The organism is Nocardia donostiensis, from assembly GCF_002081715.1.
GTDB lineage: Bacteria > Actinomycetota > Actinomycetes > Mycobacteriales > Mycobacteriaceae > Nocardia > Nocardia donostiensis.
This window is the reverse complement of the sequence record NZ_MUKP01000026.1, coordinates 60451-78884: the sequence shown is the minus strand read 5'-3', so window position 1 is coordinate 78884 and position 18434 is coordinate 60451. Positions and strand designations below refer to the sequence as shown.

At 68.2% G+C, this 18434-nt stretch carries 2 protein-coding genes; both read left to right on the top strand.

Features of this window, described 5'->3' with window-relative positions; genetic code table 11:
* Positions 1-281: 281 nt before the first annotated feature.
* Positions 282-17117, top strand: a complete 16836-nt coding sequence (locus B0T44_RS17440; RefSeq protein WP_438269029.1) for a non-ribosomal peptide synthase/polyketide synthase — start codon at positions 282-284, stop codon at positions 17115-17117.
* A 222-nt stretch (positions 17118-17339) separates the two neighbouring features.
* On the top strand, positions 17340-18362 hold the full coding sequence (locus tag B0T44_RS17435; protein ID WP_077114297.1) for an alpha/beta hydrolase: 1023 nt from the start codon (positions 17340-17342) through the stop codon (positions 18360-18362).
* Positions 18363-18434 lie beyond the last annotated feature (72 nt).

The window sequence follows — 18434 nt, the reverse complement described above, 5'->3', positions numbered from 1 at the left end:
CCACCACAGATATCGACGCGAGAGGGATAATCGGTGGGCGGTGCCTGGCGCTCGCCGCGGCAGGAACCGATACTAACGGTCGGTAACAATCGGCACGCCCCGGATCGATGCAGTGGTGATGGTGCTGATGCGCAGCTGGCGCCGGGTACCGAGGGCACGACAACAGGCAGGGTGAGGCAGTTCATGGGCGCGGTGGTTCAGCGAACCTTCGAGATTCAGGGTTTGATGCCGGCATGACACGACCGGCTCGGACCCGCCCCACCCGTGCTCGGCGGCCGCGAGTGACGACCCTTCCCCAGCTGATGGCGACTGCCGTGGAGGCAGCCCCCGACGGCGCGGCAATAACCTTCGCCGACGCTGGCGGCGCGCTCGAACAGCTCACCTACGCCGAACTCGACGAACGCTCCACCCGGTTGGCTCGCCTGCTCATCGATCGTGGAATCGGCCCCGAGGACCTGGTGGCGGTCGGTATTCCTCGGTCGATCGAATCCGTGGTGGCTGTATGGGCCGTGGCCAAGACCGGCGCCGGTTTCGTGCCGATCGACCCCAACTACCCGGCCGACCGGGTCGACCATATGGTCGCCGATTCCGGCGCGGTATTCGGGCTCGCCGTCGCAGAGGTGCGTGACGAACTGCCGGGGCGGGTGGAGTGGCTGCTCATCGATACCGCCGAGGCGGCCGCGAGGCTCGAACACTATCCGGCCGATCCGGTTACCTACGCCGATCGGGTGCGTCCACTGCGTGCGGAGCATCCGGCTTATGTGATCTACACGTCCGGCTCGACCGGCCTGCCCAAAGGGGTGGTCGTCACCCAAGCCGGGTTAGCGAGTTTCTGCGCCGAGCAACGGGAGCGCTACCAGGTCACCTCGGGTTCGCGCACTCTGCATTTTGCGTCGCCGTCGTTTGATGCATCGGTGCTGGAGTTGCTGCTGGCGATCGGCGGAGCCGCGACCATGGTTGTAGTCGCGCCCACGGTGTTCGGTGGTGATGAGCTGGCGGCGTTGTTGCGTCGGGAGCGGGTGACGCATGCGTTCGTCACTCCGGCGGCGTTGGCGTCGGTCGATCCCGCCGGGCTCGACGATCTGCGCGTTGTGGTGGCTGGTGGTGAGGCGTGTCCGCCGGAATTGGTGCGGCGTTGGGTGCTGCCGCTGGCTGGTGGCGGGACCAGGGAGTTCTATAACGGTTACGGTCCCACCGAGACCACGATCATGACCAATATCAGTGCGCCGCTGGCACCGGAGCAGCCGGTGACGATCGGCGCACCGATTCGCGCGGTCACCGAATACGTGCTGGACGAACGGCTGTTCCCGGTGGCAGACGGCGTGACCGGTGAGCTGTACATCACCGGCGCGCAGGTCGCCCGCGGTTATCACGCCCGCCCCGGCCTCACCGCCGCGCGTTTCATCGCGAATCCGTTCGACCCCAACGGCGGCAGGCTCTACCGCACCGGCGACCTGGTGCGCGTGACACCCGACGGTGATCTGGAGTACCTGGGCCGCAACGACTTCCAGGTCAAGATCCGCGGTTTCCGTATCGAACTCGGTGAAATCGATGCGGTGCTGGCTGCGCACCCGTCCGTTGATTTCGCGGTCACCGTCGGACACCAGCTCGACAGCGGCACCACCATTCTCGCCTCGTATGTGCATCCCGCGCCGGGACAGACTGTCGACGCGGGCGAACTGGCCGAGACCGCCGAACACAGCCTGCCCGCGCATATGGTGCCCACCAGCATCACTGTGCTCGACCAGATCCCGCTGACCCCGGTCGGCAAACTCGACCGTGCCGCGCTACCCGCGCCGCACCTGCAGAGCAAGGCGTTCCGCGCGCCCGCAACCCCGCTGGAGCAGGCCGTCGCCGATATCTACGCCGATCTACTCGGCCCCGCCGAGGTGGTCGGCGCGGACGACGATTTCTTCGAACTCGGCGGCAACTCGCTGATCGCCACCCAGGTCGCGGCCCGGCTCGGCGCGGCGATCTCCGCGCGGGTTCCGGCCCGGCTGATCTTCGAAGCGCCCACCGTCGCCAGATTGGCGGCGCGTCTGGAAACGTTCGCGGGCGCGGGCGGACGCCGTGAGCTCGGGCCGATGCCGCGCCCGGAGCGGGTGCCGTTATCGCCTGCGCAGCAGCGGATGTGGTTTTTGAATCAGTTCGATCCGAGTTCGGCGGCGAACAATATTCCGTTTGCGGTGCGGTTGTCGGGTGTGCTGGATGTGGCGTCGCTGGGGGCGGCTGTTGCCGATGTGATCGGGCGGCATGAGTCGTTGCGGACGGTGTATCCGGCGGTGGATGGGGCGGGGTATCAGGTGGTGCTGCCTGTTGAGCAGGTGGCCCCCGACCTGGTTGCCGAACCGGTCACCGACGACGAACTGCCCGGTTGGCTGACGTCGCTGGTGCTCGCCGGTTTCGATGTTGCAGCCGCGGTGCCGTTGCGGATCGCGCTGGCCGAACTCGCGCCGGACGAGCATGTGGTGGCCGTGGTGGTGCACCATATAGCCGCCGACGGCGCCTCGGTCGGACCGTTCCTGCGGGATCTGCTGGCGGCGTTCCTCGCCCGGCGCAACAACTCCCGCCCCTTCTGGGCGCCGCTGCCGGTGCAGTACGCCGACTACACGCTCTGGCAGCGCGAGGTGCTCGGCGACGAGAACGACCCGGATTCGCTGGCGGCCGAACAGATCGCGTTCTGGCGCGACACGCTCGCCGGCATCCCTGACCGCATCGAACTGCCCACCGATCAGCCGCGGCCCGCGGCCGCCACCGGCCGCGGCGCCGTGCACAGCTTCGAACTCGACGAGCACGTGCACCGCCGCATCGCCGAACTCGCCCACACCGCGGGGGTCTCCGAGTTCATGGTGATGCACGCCGCCTTCGCGGTGCTGCTCGCGCGACTGTCCGCGAGTGACGACATCACCATCGGCACCCCGGTCGCCGGTCGCGGTGAACGGGAACTGGACGACCTCATCGGGATGTTCGTCAACACTCTGGTGTTGCGCACCAGGGTGGATCTCGGCTCGTCGTTCCTCGACGTGCTCGCCGCGGTGAAGGACACCGACCTCGCTGCGTTCGCGCACGCCGAACTACCGTTCGAGCGGCTGGTGGAAGTGCTGGACCCGGTGCGTTCCCAAGCGCATCATCCGCTGTTCCAGGTGGCGCTGTTCTTCCAGAACCTGACCGCACCCACCCTGGAGCTGCCCGGGCTCACCGCCTCCACCATCGAACTGGACGGCGCGATCGCCACATTCGATCTGCAGCTGACCGTGGTGCCACGCACCACCGAAGACGGTGCCCCCGCCGGGATGTCGGCCCTGTTCACCTACGCCACCGACCTGTTCGAGGAACCGACCGTCGCCGAGTTCGGGCGGCGGCTCGCTCGCGTGCTCACCGCGGTCACCGCCGACCCGCGCCGCTGCGTCGGCGATATCGAGCTGCTGTCGCGCGACGACCGGAACCGGATGCTGCTGGCCTGGAACGACACCGGTTTCCCGCTGGCGCCGGAACTGCTGCTGGACGGCTACCGGCGCACCGTCACCCAGCGCCCCGACACAGTGGCCGTCGTCTACGAAGACACCCAGCTGACCTACCGTGAGTTCGATGCGCGAGTGAACCGGTTGGCGCGGTTGCTGGTCGAGCGGGGTGTGGGTCCGGAGTCGCTGGTGGGGTTGGCGGTCCGGCGTTCGCTGGATCTGGTGGTGGGGATGTATGCGATTGTGACGGCGGGTGGGGCTTATGTGCCGTTGGATCCGGATCATCCGGCGGAGCGGATCGCTCATATCCTCGACACCGCCGAACCGGTCTGCGTGCTCACCACCGCTGCGGATGCCGCCGCGCTCCCCGACGGCACACCGGCCCTGCCGATCGACACTCTCGACCTGACCGGTTACGCCACCGACCCGGTCCGGCCGGACGAACTGCTGCGTCCGGTGCTGCCGCAACATCCGGCGTATGTGATCTTCACTTCCGGTTCCACCGGCCGGCCGAAGGGGGTGGCCGTCTCGCACGCCGCGATCAACAACCAGATCGCCTGGATGCTGTCCGAATACCCGCTCGGCTTCCACGACGTGTATCTGCAGAAGACGGCGACGACGTTCGATGTGTCGCTGTGGGGTTATTTCCTGCCGCTGCGGGTGGGAGCGACCTTGGTTGTCGCCACCCCCGACGGGCATCGCGACCCGGTCTATGTCGCGGAGACGATCGCGGCGAATCAGGTGACCGTCACCGATTTCGTGCCGTCGATGCTCACGGTGTTCGCCGCCCACACCGCGCCGGGCAGTGTGCCAACGCTGCGGGAGATCTTCGTGATCGGGGAAGCGCTGCCGCCGGAAACCGTGACGGCCGTGCGCGCGATCAGCACCGCGAAGGTGCACAACCTGTACGGGCCCACCGAGGCCGCGGTCTCGGTGACCTTCTGGCCTGCCGCGGGCTCCGCGGAGCGGACCGTACCGATCGGCCTGCCGCAGTGGAACACCCGTGTCTACGTGTTGGATTCCCGGCTGCGGCCGGTCCCGGCGGGTGTCCCCGGTGAGCTGTATCTGGCAGGTGACCAGCTGGCGCGCGGTTATGTGCGCCGCCCGGATCTGACCGCGGATCGTTTTGTGGCGAACCCGTTCGGGACCGGGGAACGGATGTACCGCACCGGTGATCTGGTGCTCTGGCGGGATGCCACCGGCCAGACCCCGCAGCGGCTGGATTACCTGGGTCGCACCGATTTCCAGGTGAAGTTCCGCGGTCAGCGCATCGAACTCGGTGAGATCGAGACTGCGCTGCTGGCCCACCCGTCGGTGAGCCAGGCCGTTGCGATCGTCACGGCGTCGTCGCTCGGCGACCAACTGGTCGCCTACGCGGTACCGGTCCCCGGCCACAGCATCGACCAGGAGTCGCTGCTCGCGGCGATCGGGGAAACCCTGCCCGCGTACATGGTGCCCGCGACCATCGTTGCACTGGATGCCCTCCCACTGAACCCCAGCGGCAAACTCGACCGGAAAGCCCTGCCCGAACCCACTTTCGCCACCCGTGCGTTCCGCGTCCCCGCCACTCCGGTGGAAGAGATCGTGGCCGGGGTGTTCGGCGAAGTTCTCGGCCTCAACCGGGTCGGGGCGGATGACGATTTCTTCGCGCTGGGCGGTAACTCCTTGGTCGCCACCCAGGTGGTCGCACGGTTGGGTGCGGCGCTCGATACTCGGGTGCCGGTGCGGGCGTTGTTCGACTCACCAACGGTGAATACGTTGGCGAAGACCATCGAATCCGCTGCTTATGGTGAGCGGATCGCTGTGGGCAGTATTCCACGCCCGGACCGGTTGCCGTTGTCGTTGGCGCAGCAGCGGATGTGGTTTCTCAACCGGTTCGCTCACGACGAGGGAGCGGATTCGGCTGGTTCAGCGGCCTACAACCTGCCGTTCGCTCTGCGGCTGACCGGTGAGCTGGACGTAGCTGCTCTCGAGGCCGCCTTCGATGATGTGGTGGCGCGGCATGAGGTGCTGCGCACCGTATATCCGGAAACCCCGGACGGCCCGGTGCAGGTGGTGCTGCCCGCCGGGCAGATGGGGGTGAACCTCACCGCCGAGCGCGTCGACACCGCCGATGTGCCCGACCGGGTATATGCGCTGGCGTCGGCGTCTTTCGATGTGACCACCGAGGTTCCCGTGCGGGTGCGGCTGTTCGATATCGCCGACGAGCCGGACACCTATGTGTTGGTGGTGGTGGTGCATCACATTGCTGGTGATGCGTCGTCGATGGGTCCGTTGGTGCGGGACGTGGTGGTGGCATATGGGGCTCGGTTGGTGGGGGCCGAGCCTGGGTGGGCGCCGTTGGGGGCGCAGTATGCGGATTTTGCGTTGTGGCAGCGGGTGGTGCTGGGGGACGAGGCGGATTCTGGTTCCGTTGCTGGTCGGCAGGTGAGGTTTTGGCGCGAGCGGTTGGCTGGGTTGCCGGACGTGTTGGAGTTGCCTGCTGATCGGGTGCGGCCCGCGGTGGCATCCATGGCCGGTGGCCGGGTCGAGGTCTCGGTCGGGGCGGATACTCATACCGGTTTGATGGAGCTGGCCCGAGCGCACAACGCGACGTTGTTCATGGTGGTGCATGCGGCGTTCGCGGTGCTGCTGGCCCGGTTGTCGGGGACCGACGATATCGCGATCGGGACTCCGGTGGCTGGTCGTGGTGAGCGGGAACTCGACGACCTGATCGGGATGTTCGTCAATACGGTGGTGTTCCGGTCTCAGATCGATGGGCACGAAACGTTCGCGGATTTGTTGATGCGGCAGCGAGAGATCGATCTGGAGGCATTCGCGAATGCGGATGTTCCGTTCGAGCGGTTGGTGGAGGTGTTGAATCCGCCGCGATCGACGGCGCATCATCCGTTGTTCCAGGTGGGGTTGTCGTTTCAGAATATGGCTCCGGTGCAGGTGGAGTTGCCGGGGCTGGTGGTGTCGGGGATTGATGCTGATGTGGGGGTGTCGCAGTTCGATCTGCATTTGATCGTGGCTGATTCGTATGCCGAATCAGGTGTTGCGGCGGGCATCGGTGGGTTCTTCACATATGCCACGGATTTGTTCGACGCGGACACGGTGCGCGGCTTCGCCGACCGGTTCACCCGCATCCTCGATGCCGTAGCCACCGACGCCACCGTCGCGGTCGGCGATATCGACATCCTCGACCCCGCCGAACGCAGTGCCGTACTGTCGACCTGGAACGACACCCACCGTCCGCTCGCACTGCCCGGCGCCACCCTGTCGACCCTGCTCGACCGGGCCATTGCCGCCGGTCTCGACGCGCCCGCGCTGGTGGCGGACCTGCCCGACGGCGACCGCGTCGAGATCGGGTACGCCGAACTCGACCGCCGCGTCAACCGGCTCGCTCGCCGCATGATCTCCCTCGGTGTCACCGCGGAAACCCCGGTCGCGCTGGCTATCCGGCGCTCGCCGGAACTCGTCATCGCCATGTACGCGGTGACCAGAGCCGGCGGCAGCTATGTGCCGCTGGACCCGGATCAGCCCGCCGAACGCATCGGCCTCATCCTCGACACCGCGCGACCGGTCTGCGTGCTCACCGATAACGCCACCGGGTTCGGCACCGACCGCGCGCCGGTCGTACATATCGACGACGACCAGGCCGGACAGTTCTCCGGCGAACCGGTCACCGACGCCGACCGCGGCACACCGATCCGGCCCGAGCACACCGCCTACATCATCTTCACCTCCGGCTCCACCGGACGGCCCAAGGGTGTCGCCGTCTCGCACGCTGCGATCGTCAACCAATTGCTGTGGAAAACCGCCACTTTCGAGCTCGGGCTCGACGACATCGTCCTGCTGAAAACCGCCGCCACCTTCGACCTGTCGGTCTGGGAATTCTGGTCCGCGATCTGCTGCGGCGGCCGCCTGGTGATCGCCGCCCCGGACGGTCACCGCGACCCCGCATACTTGAACGAGTTGATCGCCCGCGAAGCGGTGACCACCCTGCACACGGTGCCCTCGCTACTCGACGCGCTGCTGACGGCCGACACCGTGGAACGCCCGCGCTCGCTGCGCCGCGTACTGGCCATCGGTGAGACACTGCCCGCGGCGCTCGCCCAGCGGTTCTGCGCCGCATACGCTGCGTATCCTCTAGTAGCGCTGTACAACCTGTACGGGCCCACCGAGGCAGCGGTCTCGGTGACCAGCCACCAGGTGACCGACGCCGATCGCGTCGCGGTGCCGATCGGCGCACCGGAATGGAACACCCGCGCCTACGTCCTCGACGCCCGGCTGCGCCCGGTCCCGCCCGGTGTCCCCGGCGAACTGTATCTGGCGGGCGCCCAGCTGGCCCGCGGCTACTACGCCCGCCCCGACCTCACCGCGGACCGTTTCGTCGCCGACCCATACGGCAGCGGCGAACGCATGTACCGCACCGGCGACCTAGCGGTGTGGACCACCTCCGGGGAACTGGACTACCGGGGCCGCACCGACTTCCAGGTCAAGATCCGCGGTTTCCGCATCGAACTCGGCGATATCGAGGCCGCGCTGCTGGCGCTGCCCCAGATCGGTCAGGCGGTTGTACTCGCCACCTCCGATCCGCATACCGGTGACCGGCTGGTCGCCTACCTGGTGCCCGCCGCGGACAGCCGGTGGGCCGCGCGCACCGCAGATACCGGCGAGCATTCCGTCGACACCGCAATCGACACCAGCGCAGTGCAATCAGCGCTGGATGCCGTGCTGCCGTCCTATATGGTGCCGTCGGCTTTCGTGGTACTCGACGCGCTGCCGCTGACACCCAACGGCAAACTCGACCGCACAGCGCTGCCCGCCCCCGAATTCCAGGCGCGCGAGTTCCGTGCCCCCACCACCCCGGTGGAGGAGATCGTCGCGCGGGTCTACGCCGAGCTGCTCGGCGTAGAACAGGTCGGCGCGGACGACGATTTCTTCGACCTCGGCGGCAACTCGCTGCTGGCCACCCAGGCCGTCGCCCGGATCGGCGCGGCACTGGAGCGCAGGGTTGCGGTGCGCGCGCTGTTCGAGGCGCCCACCGTCGCCGGGCTGGCCGTACGGCTCGAACACACCGCACACACCGGCGACACCGCGCGGGTGCCGCTGGTCGCCGGGCCGCGCCCGGAGCGTATCCCGCTGTCGTTCGCCCAGCAGCGGATGTGGTTCCTCAACCAATACGACACCAGCGCAGCGGTGTACAACATCCCGGTCGCCATCCGCCTGTCCGGCGAGCTGGATGTCGACGCGCTCGGGCTCGCCGTCGGCGACCTCATCGCCCGGCACGAAATCCTGCGCACCATCTACCCACAGACCGCCGACGGGCCGGTGCAGCAGGTGCTGGCACCACACGAGGTGCAGATCGATCTCGCCCCGGTGCAGATCGGTGAGGAACGTATCGCGCACGAAGTCGCGGGCATCGTCGCCGCCGGTTTCGACGTCACCGTGGAGGTGCCGTTCCGGGCCACGCTGTTCCAGCTGGCCGGCAGCGAGTACGGGCTGGTGTTCGTCGCCCATCACATCAGCGCCGACGGCTGGTCGCTGGGCCCGCTCACCCGCGACCTGATGCTCGCCTACACGGCCCGCACCGGCGGACAGTCCCCCACGTGGGCGCCCCTGCCGGTGCAGTACGCCGACTATGCGCTGTGGCAGCGTGCAGTGCTCGGCGACGAGGACGACCCGGCTTCCATCGCCGGCGCGCAGCTGGCGTACTGGACCACCCAGCTGGCCGATCTGCCCGACGAACTGAACCTGCCCTCGGACCGCCCGCGCCCGCCCGCGCAGAGCTTCGCGGGCGGCACCACCGAATTCATCGTCGACGCCGCGGTACACGCCGGGCTCACCGAACTGGCCCGCGTACACAACGCGACCGTGTTCATGGTGATGCATACCGCGCTCGCGGTGTTCCTGTCGCGGATGTCGGGCACCGAGGACATCGCCATCGGCACCCCGATCGCGGGCCGCGGCGAAGCCGAACTAGACGATCTGATCGGCATGTTCGTCAACACCCTGGTCCTGCGCAGCCAAGTGCGGCCGGACCTGTCGTTCGCCGAACTGCTCGCCGCCAACCGGGAAACCGGTCTACGCGCCTTCGCTAACGCTGATATCCCGTTCGAGCGGTTGGTCGAAGCACTCGACCCGCAGCGTTCCGCGGGACGGCACCCGCTGTTCCAGGTGGCGCTGTCGTTCGAGAACCTGGCCCCGACAAGTTTCGAACTGCCCGGCCTCAGCTTCACCGCCATGGACCCGGCCGCGGGCACCGCGAAATTCGATCTGCTGCTCACCGTCCGCGAAATGCGCCACGCCGACGGTGCCGCAGCCGGTATCACCGCCGAATTCACCTACGCGCGCGACCTGTTCGACGAGGAAACGGTCGTCGAGTTCGGCCACCGGTTCCAGCGCATCCTCGCCGCCGCCGTCCGCGATGCCGGGCAGTCCGTCGGCGATCTGGACATCCTCGACGAATCCGAATACGCCCACCTCACCACCCACGCGGGTGGACCAGCCGAACCGGTGCGTACCCTGCCGGAACTGATGGCCGACGCCGTCGCCGCCAACCCGGACGGGATCGCGCTCACCGACGGCGCCCGCTCGTTCACCTACACCGACGTGGATTCTGCCTCCGCGCAGTTGGCGCGGGTGCTGATCGACCACGGCGCCGGACCCGACGTCCTGGTCGCGGTGGCGCTGCGCCGCTCGGTGGAATCGGTGCTCACGCTGTGGGCGGTCGCGAAAACCGGCGCCGCCCCGGTGCCGCTCGACCCCGCCTACCCGGCCGACCGCATCGCCCATATGGTCGCCGACTCCGGGGCAGCGCTGGGGGTCACCATGTCCGCCGAGCTCGCCGAGCTACCCGCGGTGGCGGGCGGCTGGATCGCGCTGGACGACCCGGCCTTCGCCGCCGACGTCGCAGCCCGACCGGACGGGCCGATCACCGACGAGCAGCGGCGCGGGCGCATTCACCCGGCCAACGCCGCCTACGTGATCTACACCTCCGGCTCCACCGGTATGCCCAAGGGTGTGGTGGTGACCCACCGCGGCCTGCACAACTTCAGCAGCGAACAGATACACCGCTACCGGCTCGATCGCACCATCAGGGCACTGGCATTCGCCTCGCCGTCATTTGACGCGTCCATGCTGGAACTTCTGCTGGCGGTGGGGCCGGCGGGCACCCTGGTGGTTGCGCCGCCGCTGACCTTCGGCGGTGACGAACTGGCCGAGCTGATCCAGGCCGAAGGCGTCACCCACGCCTTCCTCACCCCGTCGGTGCTCGCCTCGCTACACCCGAATGCGCTGTCCGGTGTGCGGGTGATCATCGCGGGTGGGGAAGCCGTTTCCGATGAGCTGGCCGACCGCTGGTCCGCCGACCCGAACCGGGCGCTGTACAACGGGTACGGGCCGACCGAGACCACCATCATGACCAATATCAGCGATCGGCTGGAACCGGGCGCTGCGGTGACCATCGGCGGGCCCATCCGCGGTATGCGGGCGCTGGTGCTGGACACGCGGCTGCGGCCGGTACCCGAAGGGGTGGTCGGCGAGCTGTATCTGGGCGGTATCCAGTTGGCGCGCGGTTATCACGCCCGCCCCGGGCTCACCGCCGCCCGTTTCGTCGCCGACCCCTATGGTCGGCCGGGAGACCGGCTGTACCGTACCGGCGATGTGGTGCGCTGGCTCGGCGACGAGGTGGAATACGTCGGCCGCAACGATTTCCAGGTAAAGGTGCGCGGTTTCCGCATCGAGCTCGGCGAGATCGACAGCGCGCTGGCGAGCAGGCCTGATATCGACTTCGCCGTCACGGTCGGCCGCGAATCCGGTGCCGGGGCCACCATGCTGGTGTCGTATGTGCTGCCCGCACCCGATGCGAACCCCGACACCGCCGATCTCACCGCCGACCTCGCCCAAGTGCTGCCGGACCATATGGTCCCCGCCGCGATCATCGTGCTCGACCAGATCCCGCTGACCCCGGTCGGCAAACTCGACCGGCGCGCCCTGCCGGAACCGGTACTGGAAACCCGCGCCTATCGCGCCCCGCGCACCCGCGCCGAAGAGGTGGTTGCCGCCGTGATCGGCGAGGTGCTCGGTATCGAGCAGGTCGGGGTGGACGACGATTTCTTCGCTCTCGGCGGTGACAGCATCGTCTCGATCCAGGTGGTGTCGCGCGCCAGGGCACAGGGGGTGGAATTCGCGCCGCGCGATGTGTTCGAAGCGCGCACCGTGGCGGCGCTCGCCGCGCGGGCGTCCGTCGCGGGCTCGGCCGGTGACGAATCGGGCGAACTGCCCGCGACCCCGACCGCGGTGCGGCTGCTCGGCAACAGCGTGCCCGGTGTCGAGGTGCGCGCCATCGTGCTCGGTGTGCCGCGCGAATGCCCAGCCGAGGATGTCGAGACCGCGGTGTGCGCGGTGCTGCAACAGCATCCGATGCTGTGGGTGCGGCTCGACCCCGATCCCACCGAGCCGGTGCTGCGCATCCCGCCCGCAGGCCAGCGGCACGACCAGCAGTTCCGCTGGCTCGACCCGGACAGCGGCGAAACCACCCTGCCCATCGACGATGTGGTGCAGGCCGCCGCGGCCGCACTCGACCCGGTCGAGGGTCGCAACATCCATTTCGTCGCAACCGGAACACCGGAGCAGTTCCTGCTGGTCGTCGTCGCGAACGCGCTCGTCGTCGACGATATCTCCTGGCGGACGATCATCGATCAGCTCACCACCGCCTGGAACCACGGCCGCCACGCCGCGCCCGCCGCACCCGAATCCGGGCTCGGCGCGATCATCCGGTCGCTGGCGGAGTACGCGCGGTCACCGCAACTGGCCGAGGAAGCCCTGTGGTGGGAGCGCGCCCTGACCGCCGTCCCGCAAGCCCCCGCGATCGGCGCGGCAGACCTGCGTGCGCGGCGGCGGGTTTCGCTCACCATCACCGCTGAAGGCACCGAGGCCGTCGCCACCGTCGCCGAGGCGTATCACGCCACCGTCACCGAGGTGCTGCTGACGGCGGTCGCGCTCGCCTTGCGTACCGGCCACCGGGAGACCGTCACCACAGCCATCGGTTCGGTGATCCGGTTGGAGGCCGACGGCCGCGCTATCGCCAGCGCGGGCGCCGACAATATCGTCGGCGGGTTCCGCACCGAATTCCCGCTGCCGCTGGCGCTCGACGGTATCGATGTTGCCGATGCCCTGGTCGGTGGCCCGGCGGCGGGCGCGGCGCTTGTGCAGATCAAGGAACTGCACCGGTCGGTGCCCCGCAACGGTATCGGCTACGCCCTGCTGCGGTACCTGAACCCCGACACCGGAGCGGGCCTGCGCAACGATGGACGGTTCGCGCTGCGGTACCGGGATCTGCGCCCGGCCCGCGTGCACACCGACACGCCTGCGACCGATCTGCTGCTCGCGCTGACGGTCGACGCCACCGACGAGGGCCTCCTGGCCCGGTTCGACTATGCGGCCGAGATATTCGCGGGCGAAGAGGTGAAAATCTTCGCCGAACACTGGATCCGGGCGCTGGGCGGCCTCGCCGAACACGGCCTGCGACCGGGCGCGGGCGGTTTCACCCCGTCGGACTTCCCGCTGGTCCGGTTGCAGCAGGCCGATATCGACCGGTTCGCCCACACCTATCCGGGACTGTCCGATATCTGGCCGGTGACCCCGCTGCAATCGGGCATGCTGTTCCACGCGCTGCTCGCCGACACCTCGGTCGATGTCTACACCACCCAGTTCATGCTCGACCTGGGCGGCGCGGTCGACCCCGAGCGGATGCGGCTGGCCGCGCAAGCAGTCTTGGACCGGCACGACAACCTGCGGGTCGCCTTCGCCGACGACGCCGCGGGCAAACCGGTGCAGATCGTGCAGGACGGTATCGAGGTGCCGTGGCGGCTGGTCGACCTGACACACCTGCCCGTCGACGCCGCCGCCGAAGAACTGCGCAGGCTGCAGGAAGCGGACCTGGCCGATCACTTCGATATGCGCAGCGCGCCGCTGCTGCGGTTCGCGCTGGTACGCACTACGGATACCGCAAACACCGGCACCTACCGCTTGTTGGTGACCAGCCACCACATCCTCATCGACGGCTGGTCCATGCCGCTGCTGATGCAGGATCTGCTGACGCTCTACGTCATGGGCGGTAATGCATGGCAGCTGCCCGCGGCCGGGTCCTACCGCGACTACCTGGCCTGGCTGGTCGCCCAAGACGGTGCCACCGCCCGGCAGGCGTGGCGGCAGGCGCTGTCCGGGATCACCGAACCGACACCGCTGGCGCCGGTCGAGCTGGGCAGGCAGATCTCCGCCGGAGTCGGCGAGGTCGGGTTCGCTCTGTCCCCCGAGGACACCGCGGCGCTGTCCCGGCTGGCCGCGCATCTGGGGGTCACGGTCAACACCGTGGTCCAGGCCGCCTGGGGGCTGCTCATCGGTTGCACCACCGACCGCGACGATGTCGTATTCGGCGCCACCGTCTCCGGCCGACCACCGCAGCTGGACGGCGTGGAGACGATGGTGGGCCTGTTCCTCAACGCGATCCCGGTGCGGGTGCGGCTCGCCGCGACCGACACCCTCGGCGGGCTGCTACGCCAATTGCAGGCCGAGCAGGCCGCGCTGCTGGACTACCACTACGTGGGGCTCAGCGATATCCAGGACGAGATCGGCGTCGAGGGACTGTTCGACTCGCTGGTGGTGTTCGAATCCTTCCCGGTCGACCGAGAAGGGCTGGCGGCCCGCGCAGACGCCATCGACGGGATGAGCATCACCGGCATCGACGCGGTCAACGGCACCCACTACCCACTGACCGTGATGGTGGTGCTGGACCATCAGCTGCGCGTATCGGTGAAGTACCTGCGCGACGTATTCGACGTCCCGCAGGCCGAGACGCTGATGCGGCGGCTGGAAACGCTCATCGGCCGTTTCGTCGCCGAACCACAGACCAGGCTCGCCGATATCGACGTGCTGCTAGACGGCGAACGCGCCGAACTGGCCGCACACAACGCCACCGAGGACGGCGAGCTGCTCGACGAGGCGACCCTGCTGTCGTTGTTCGACGCGCAGGTAGCGCGCACCCCGCAGGCCCCGGCGGTGCGCTACGGCGACACCGTGCTCACCTACCTCGAACTCGACCGCCGGGCCCGGGCGCTGGCCGCGGAGCTGACCCGTTACGGCGTCGGCAGGCAAACCCTGGTCGCGGTGGCGATGCGCCGCGGTATCGACCTGGTGGTCGCCGTGTACGCGGTGCTGCGGGCCGGTGGCGCGTACGTCCCGGTCGACCCCGATCATCCGGCCGAACGCAATGAGTACGTGCTGGCGGGCGCCGCCCCGCTGTGCGTGCTGACCACCTCAACCGACGGATTCGCCACCGCCACCGGTGTTCCCGTCGTCGCCGTGGACACGCTGTACCTGCCACCCGTGGACGCTGACGCGGAAGCCACGCTGTACCTGCCGCGCGTGGACCTCGAGGCAGAGGTAATGACCATGCAGACCCAGTACCTGCCGCGGCTGGACATGCAGCCGGACAACGCGGTGCGGCCCGACGACCTGGCCTACGTCATCTACACCTCCGGCTCCACCGGCAGACCCAAGGGCGTGGCGATCACCCACCGACAGATGACCAACCAGTTCCGCTGGGCACAGCGCACCTATCCGCACGATGTCTCCGACGTGGTGCTGCACAAGACGCCGACAACCTTCGACATCTCCACTTGGGAGTTGTTCTGGCCGTTGCAGACCGGCGCATCGATCCTGATCGCCGAACCGGACGGTCATCGCGATCCGGCGTACCTGTCGCGCGTCATCACCGACTACGGGGTCACCACAGTACATTTCGTGCCGTCGATGCTCGATGTGTTCCTCGACCCGGTGGCCACCCGCACGGACACGGCGGAATACCCGTCGCTGCGGCGCGTTTTCGCCGCAGGTGAGGCGCTGCCGGGGGAGACCGCCGCTCGCTTCGCCGCTGCTCTGCCGACGGCCGACCTGATCAACTGGTATGGGCCCGCGGAAGCGACCGTGGTCACCGCGCATCCGGTGACCGCACCCGCAGTCGGCACGGTCCCGATCGGCACACCGGTGGCCAATACCCGGGTGCACGTGCTGGACCGGCAACTGCGACCGGTGCCGCCCGGCGCACCCGGCGAACTGTATGTCGCGGGCGTCCAGCTGGCTCGCGGCTACTACGGCGCGCCCGCGCTGACCGCCGAACGTTTCATCGCCCACGACGGCGGTGCGCGGCTGTATCGCACCGGCGATATGGTGCGCTGGCGCGACGGCGCGCTGGAATACCTGGGCCGCAGCGATTTCCAGGTGAAACTGCGCGGTCAGCGGATCGAACTCGGCGAGATCGAAGCGGTGCTACTCGAGCATCCGTCGGTGCGGCACACCGCGGTTTCGCTGGTGCGCGACGGGGCAGGCGAACGGTTGGCTGCCTATGTGGTGCCCGCCGCCGACAACACCGACGGACGGTTCGACGACCGAGAACTGCTTGCCCACCTGCGCGCTTCGTTGCCGTCGTACATGGTGCCTTCGGCGCTCGTCGTGCTCGACGAGCTGCCGTTGAACGCCAGCGGCAAACTCGACCGCAAGGCGCTGCCCGCACCGCAGCTGAGTGCACGCCCCTACCGGGCACCGGGCACACCGCTGGAGCAGACCGTCACCGAGGTGTTCGCCGAGGTGCTCGGCGGCCGCGACAAGGTCGGGCTCGACACCGATTTCTTCGATCTCGGTGGCAACTCGCTGCTCGCCACCAGGGCGGTCAGCCTGTTGCGTGCCCGCACCGGAGCGCAGGTCAGGGTGCAGTGGTTCTTCACCGACTCCACTCCGGCCGAGATTACCGCGCGGATCCTCGCCGCGCTCGCCGGGGAACACGATTACGACCTGGACTCCAATGCCGCGCTCGGGGTGCTGCTGCCCATCCGCACCCGCGTCCCGCACGACACCGAACCGGCCGAACCGCTGTTCTGTATTCACCCGATGTACGGGTTGTCGTGGTGCTACGCGGGTTTCCCGAAGTACCTGCCCGCCAGCTACCCGGTGTACGGCCTGCAGTCACCCGCGCTGAGCGAAGACGGCTACCTGCCCGAATCGCTCACCGAGATGGCGCAGCGCTACGTCGCCGAGATCCGCGCGGTGCAGCCGGAAGGTCCGTACCATCTGCTCGGCTGGTCGCTGGGCGGTGTCATCGCACACGCGGTGGCCACCGAACTGCAGGCCGCCGGTCAGCAGGTGGCGCTGTTGGCGATGCTGGACAGCCACCCGGCGATCGATGTGTCCGATTTCCGCGCGGCCATCCGGGAGGCGTTGGCCGAACTCGGTATCGGCGCCGACGCGGTGCTGCCCGACGGTGATATCCACGACCTGACCGAGGAGGGGCTGGCCGCCCTGCACGCCACCATCCCGCCGGATATGGCTGTGCTGACCCCGGAGCGGGTGCGCCGCATCTACCGCAGCGCGGTGCGTTCGGCCGAACTCATCGCCGAACACCGCCCGGGCGTGTTCCGCGGCAGGCTGGACTATTTCAGCGCTGCAGATAACGACAACGCGGCGGCGAACTGGGCCGAATACGTGGACGGAACCATCACGGACCACCCGATCCCGGCCGTGCACGATCAGATGACCTCACCCGAGGCGGTCGCTCAGATCGGTCCGTTGCTGGCCGAGTTGTTCGATCTCGACGCAACGGCGGGTCGGTCGTGATCGAGCGGGTAAGGGTCGGGCATGATGAAGCCACAACTGCCGCGTTCCGGTAACGATGTCCGCTGTTGTCACGACTACATAGGCCGTAGGCGCGAGCCGACACCGGAGGACGGGGCGTCCGTGCCCGAACGAGGGGAAAGCCCGGATGGAAATTCGATACGAAGCGAAGGTGCGAAATTGATACGTCGACTCACCCGGCGTGGCGGCAAACGTACCGCGGCGATGGTCGCGGCGACGGCGGTACTGGCGGGACTGATGTCCGGACTCGGCGCATCTCCGGCGTCGGCCGATCCCATCATCGAGTCCAAATCTCTGCTTGCCGACCCCACCGCGCCTGACGGGTCACGCATTGTCAAGGCCGAATACAAGGACGACCGCAACATCCGGCTGCACGTCCACTCCACGGCCATGGACGAAAACATCATCATCGACGTGCAGCGTCCCGCCGACGCGTCCGTCCCCCGGCCCACCCTGTACCTGCTCAACGGTGCGGGTGGCGGTGAGGACGACGCCTCCTGGCAGATGAAGACGGATGCGCTGGAATTCCTCTCGGACAAGAACGTCAACGTCATCCAGCCGATCGGTGGTAAGTGGAGCTACTACACCGACTGGATCAAGGACGACCCGGTACTGGGCCGCAACAAGTGGAAAACCTTCTTCACCGAGGAGCTGCCCCCGCTGGTCGACGCGGCACTCGGCACCAATGGTGTGAACGGTATCGCCGGCCTGTCCACCTCGGGCACCACCGTGCTCGCCCTGCCGATCGCCAAGCCCGGCCTGTACCAGGTGGCCGCCGCCTACAGCGGCTGCGCCCAGACCAGCGATCCGGTGGGTTCGGAGTTCGTCAAGCTCACCGTGGAGACCTGGGGTGGCGGTGACACGATGAACATGTGGGGCCCGCAGGGTTCGGAAGAATGGGTGAAGAACGACCCGTACGTGAACGCCGAAGGGCTGCGCGGTCTGGACCTCTACATCTCCACTGGCAACGGCCTGCCCGGCCCGCACGACACCCTGAACGGCCCCTACGCTCTGCCTGGCGCCTACGGTCTGGCCAACCAGATCCTGATCGGCGGCATCATCGAAGCGGGCACCAACTACTGCACCCACAACCTGAAGAACCGTCTCGATTCGCTCGGTATCCCGGCCACCTACAACTTCCGGAATGCCGGCACCCATTCGTGGGGTTACTGGCGTGACGATTTGATGCAGTCGTGGCCGGTGCTGGCCCGCGGACTCGGTCTCTGACCTGATAGAGGCGGTCTCCGACCCGTTGCACACCGACGGCCGCTCCGGCAACTTGCCGGGGCGGCCGTCGTC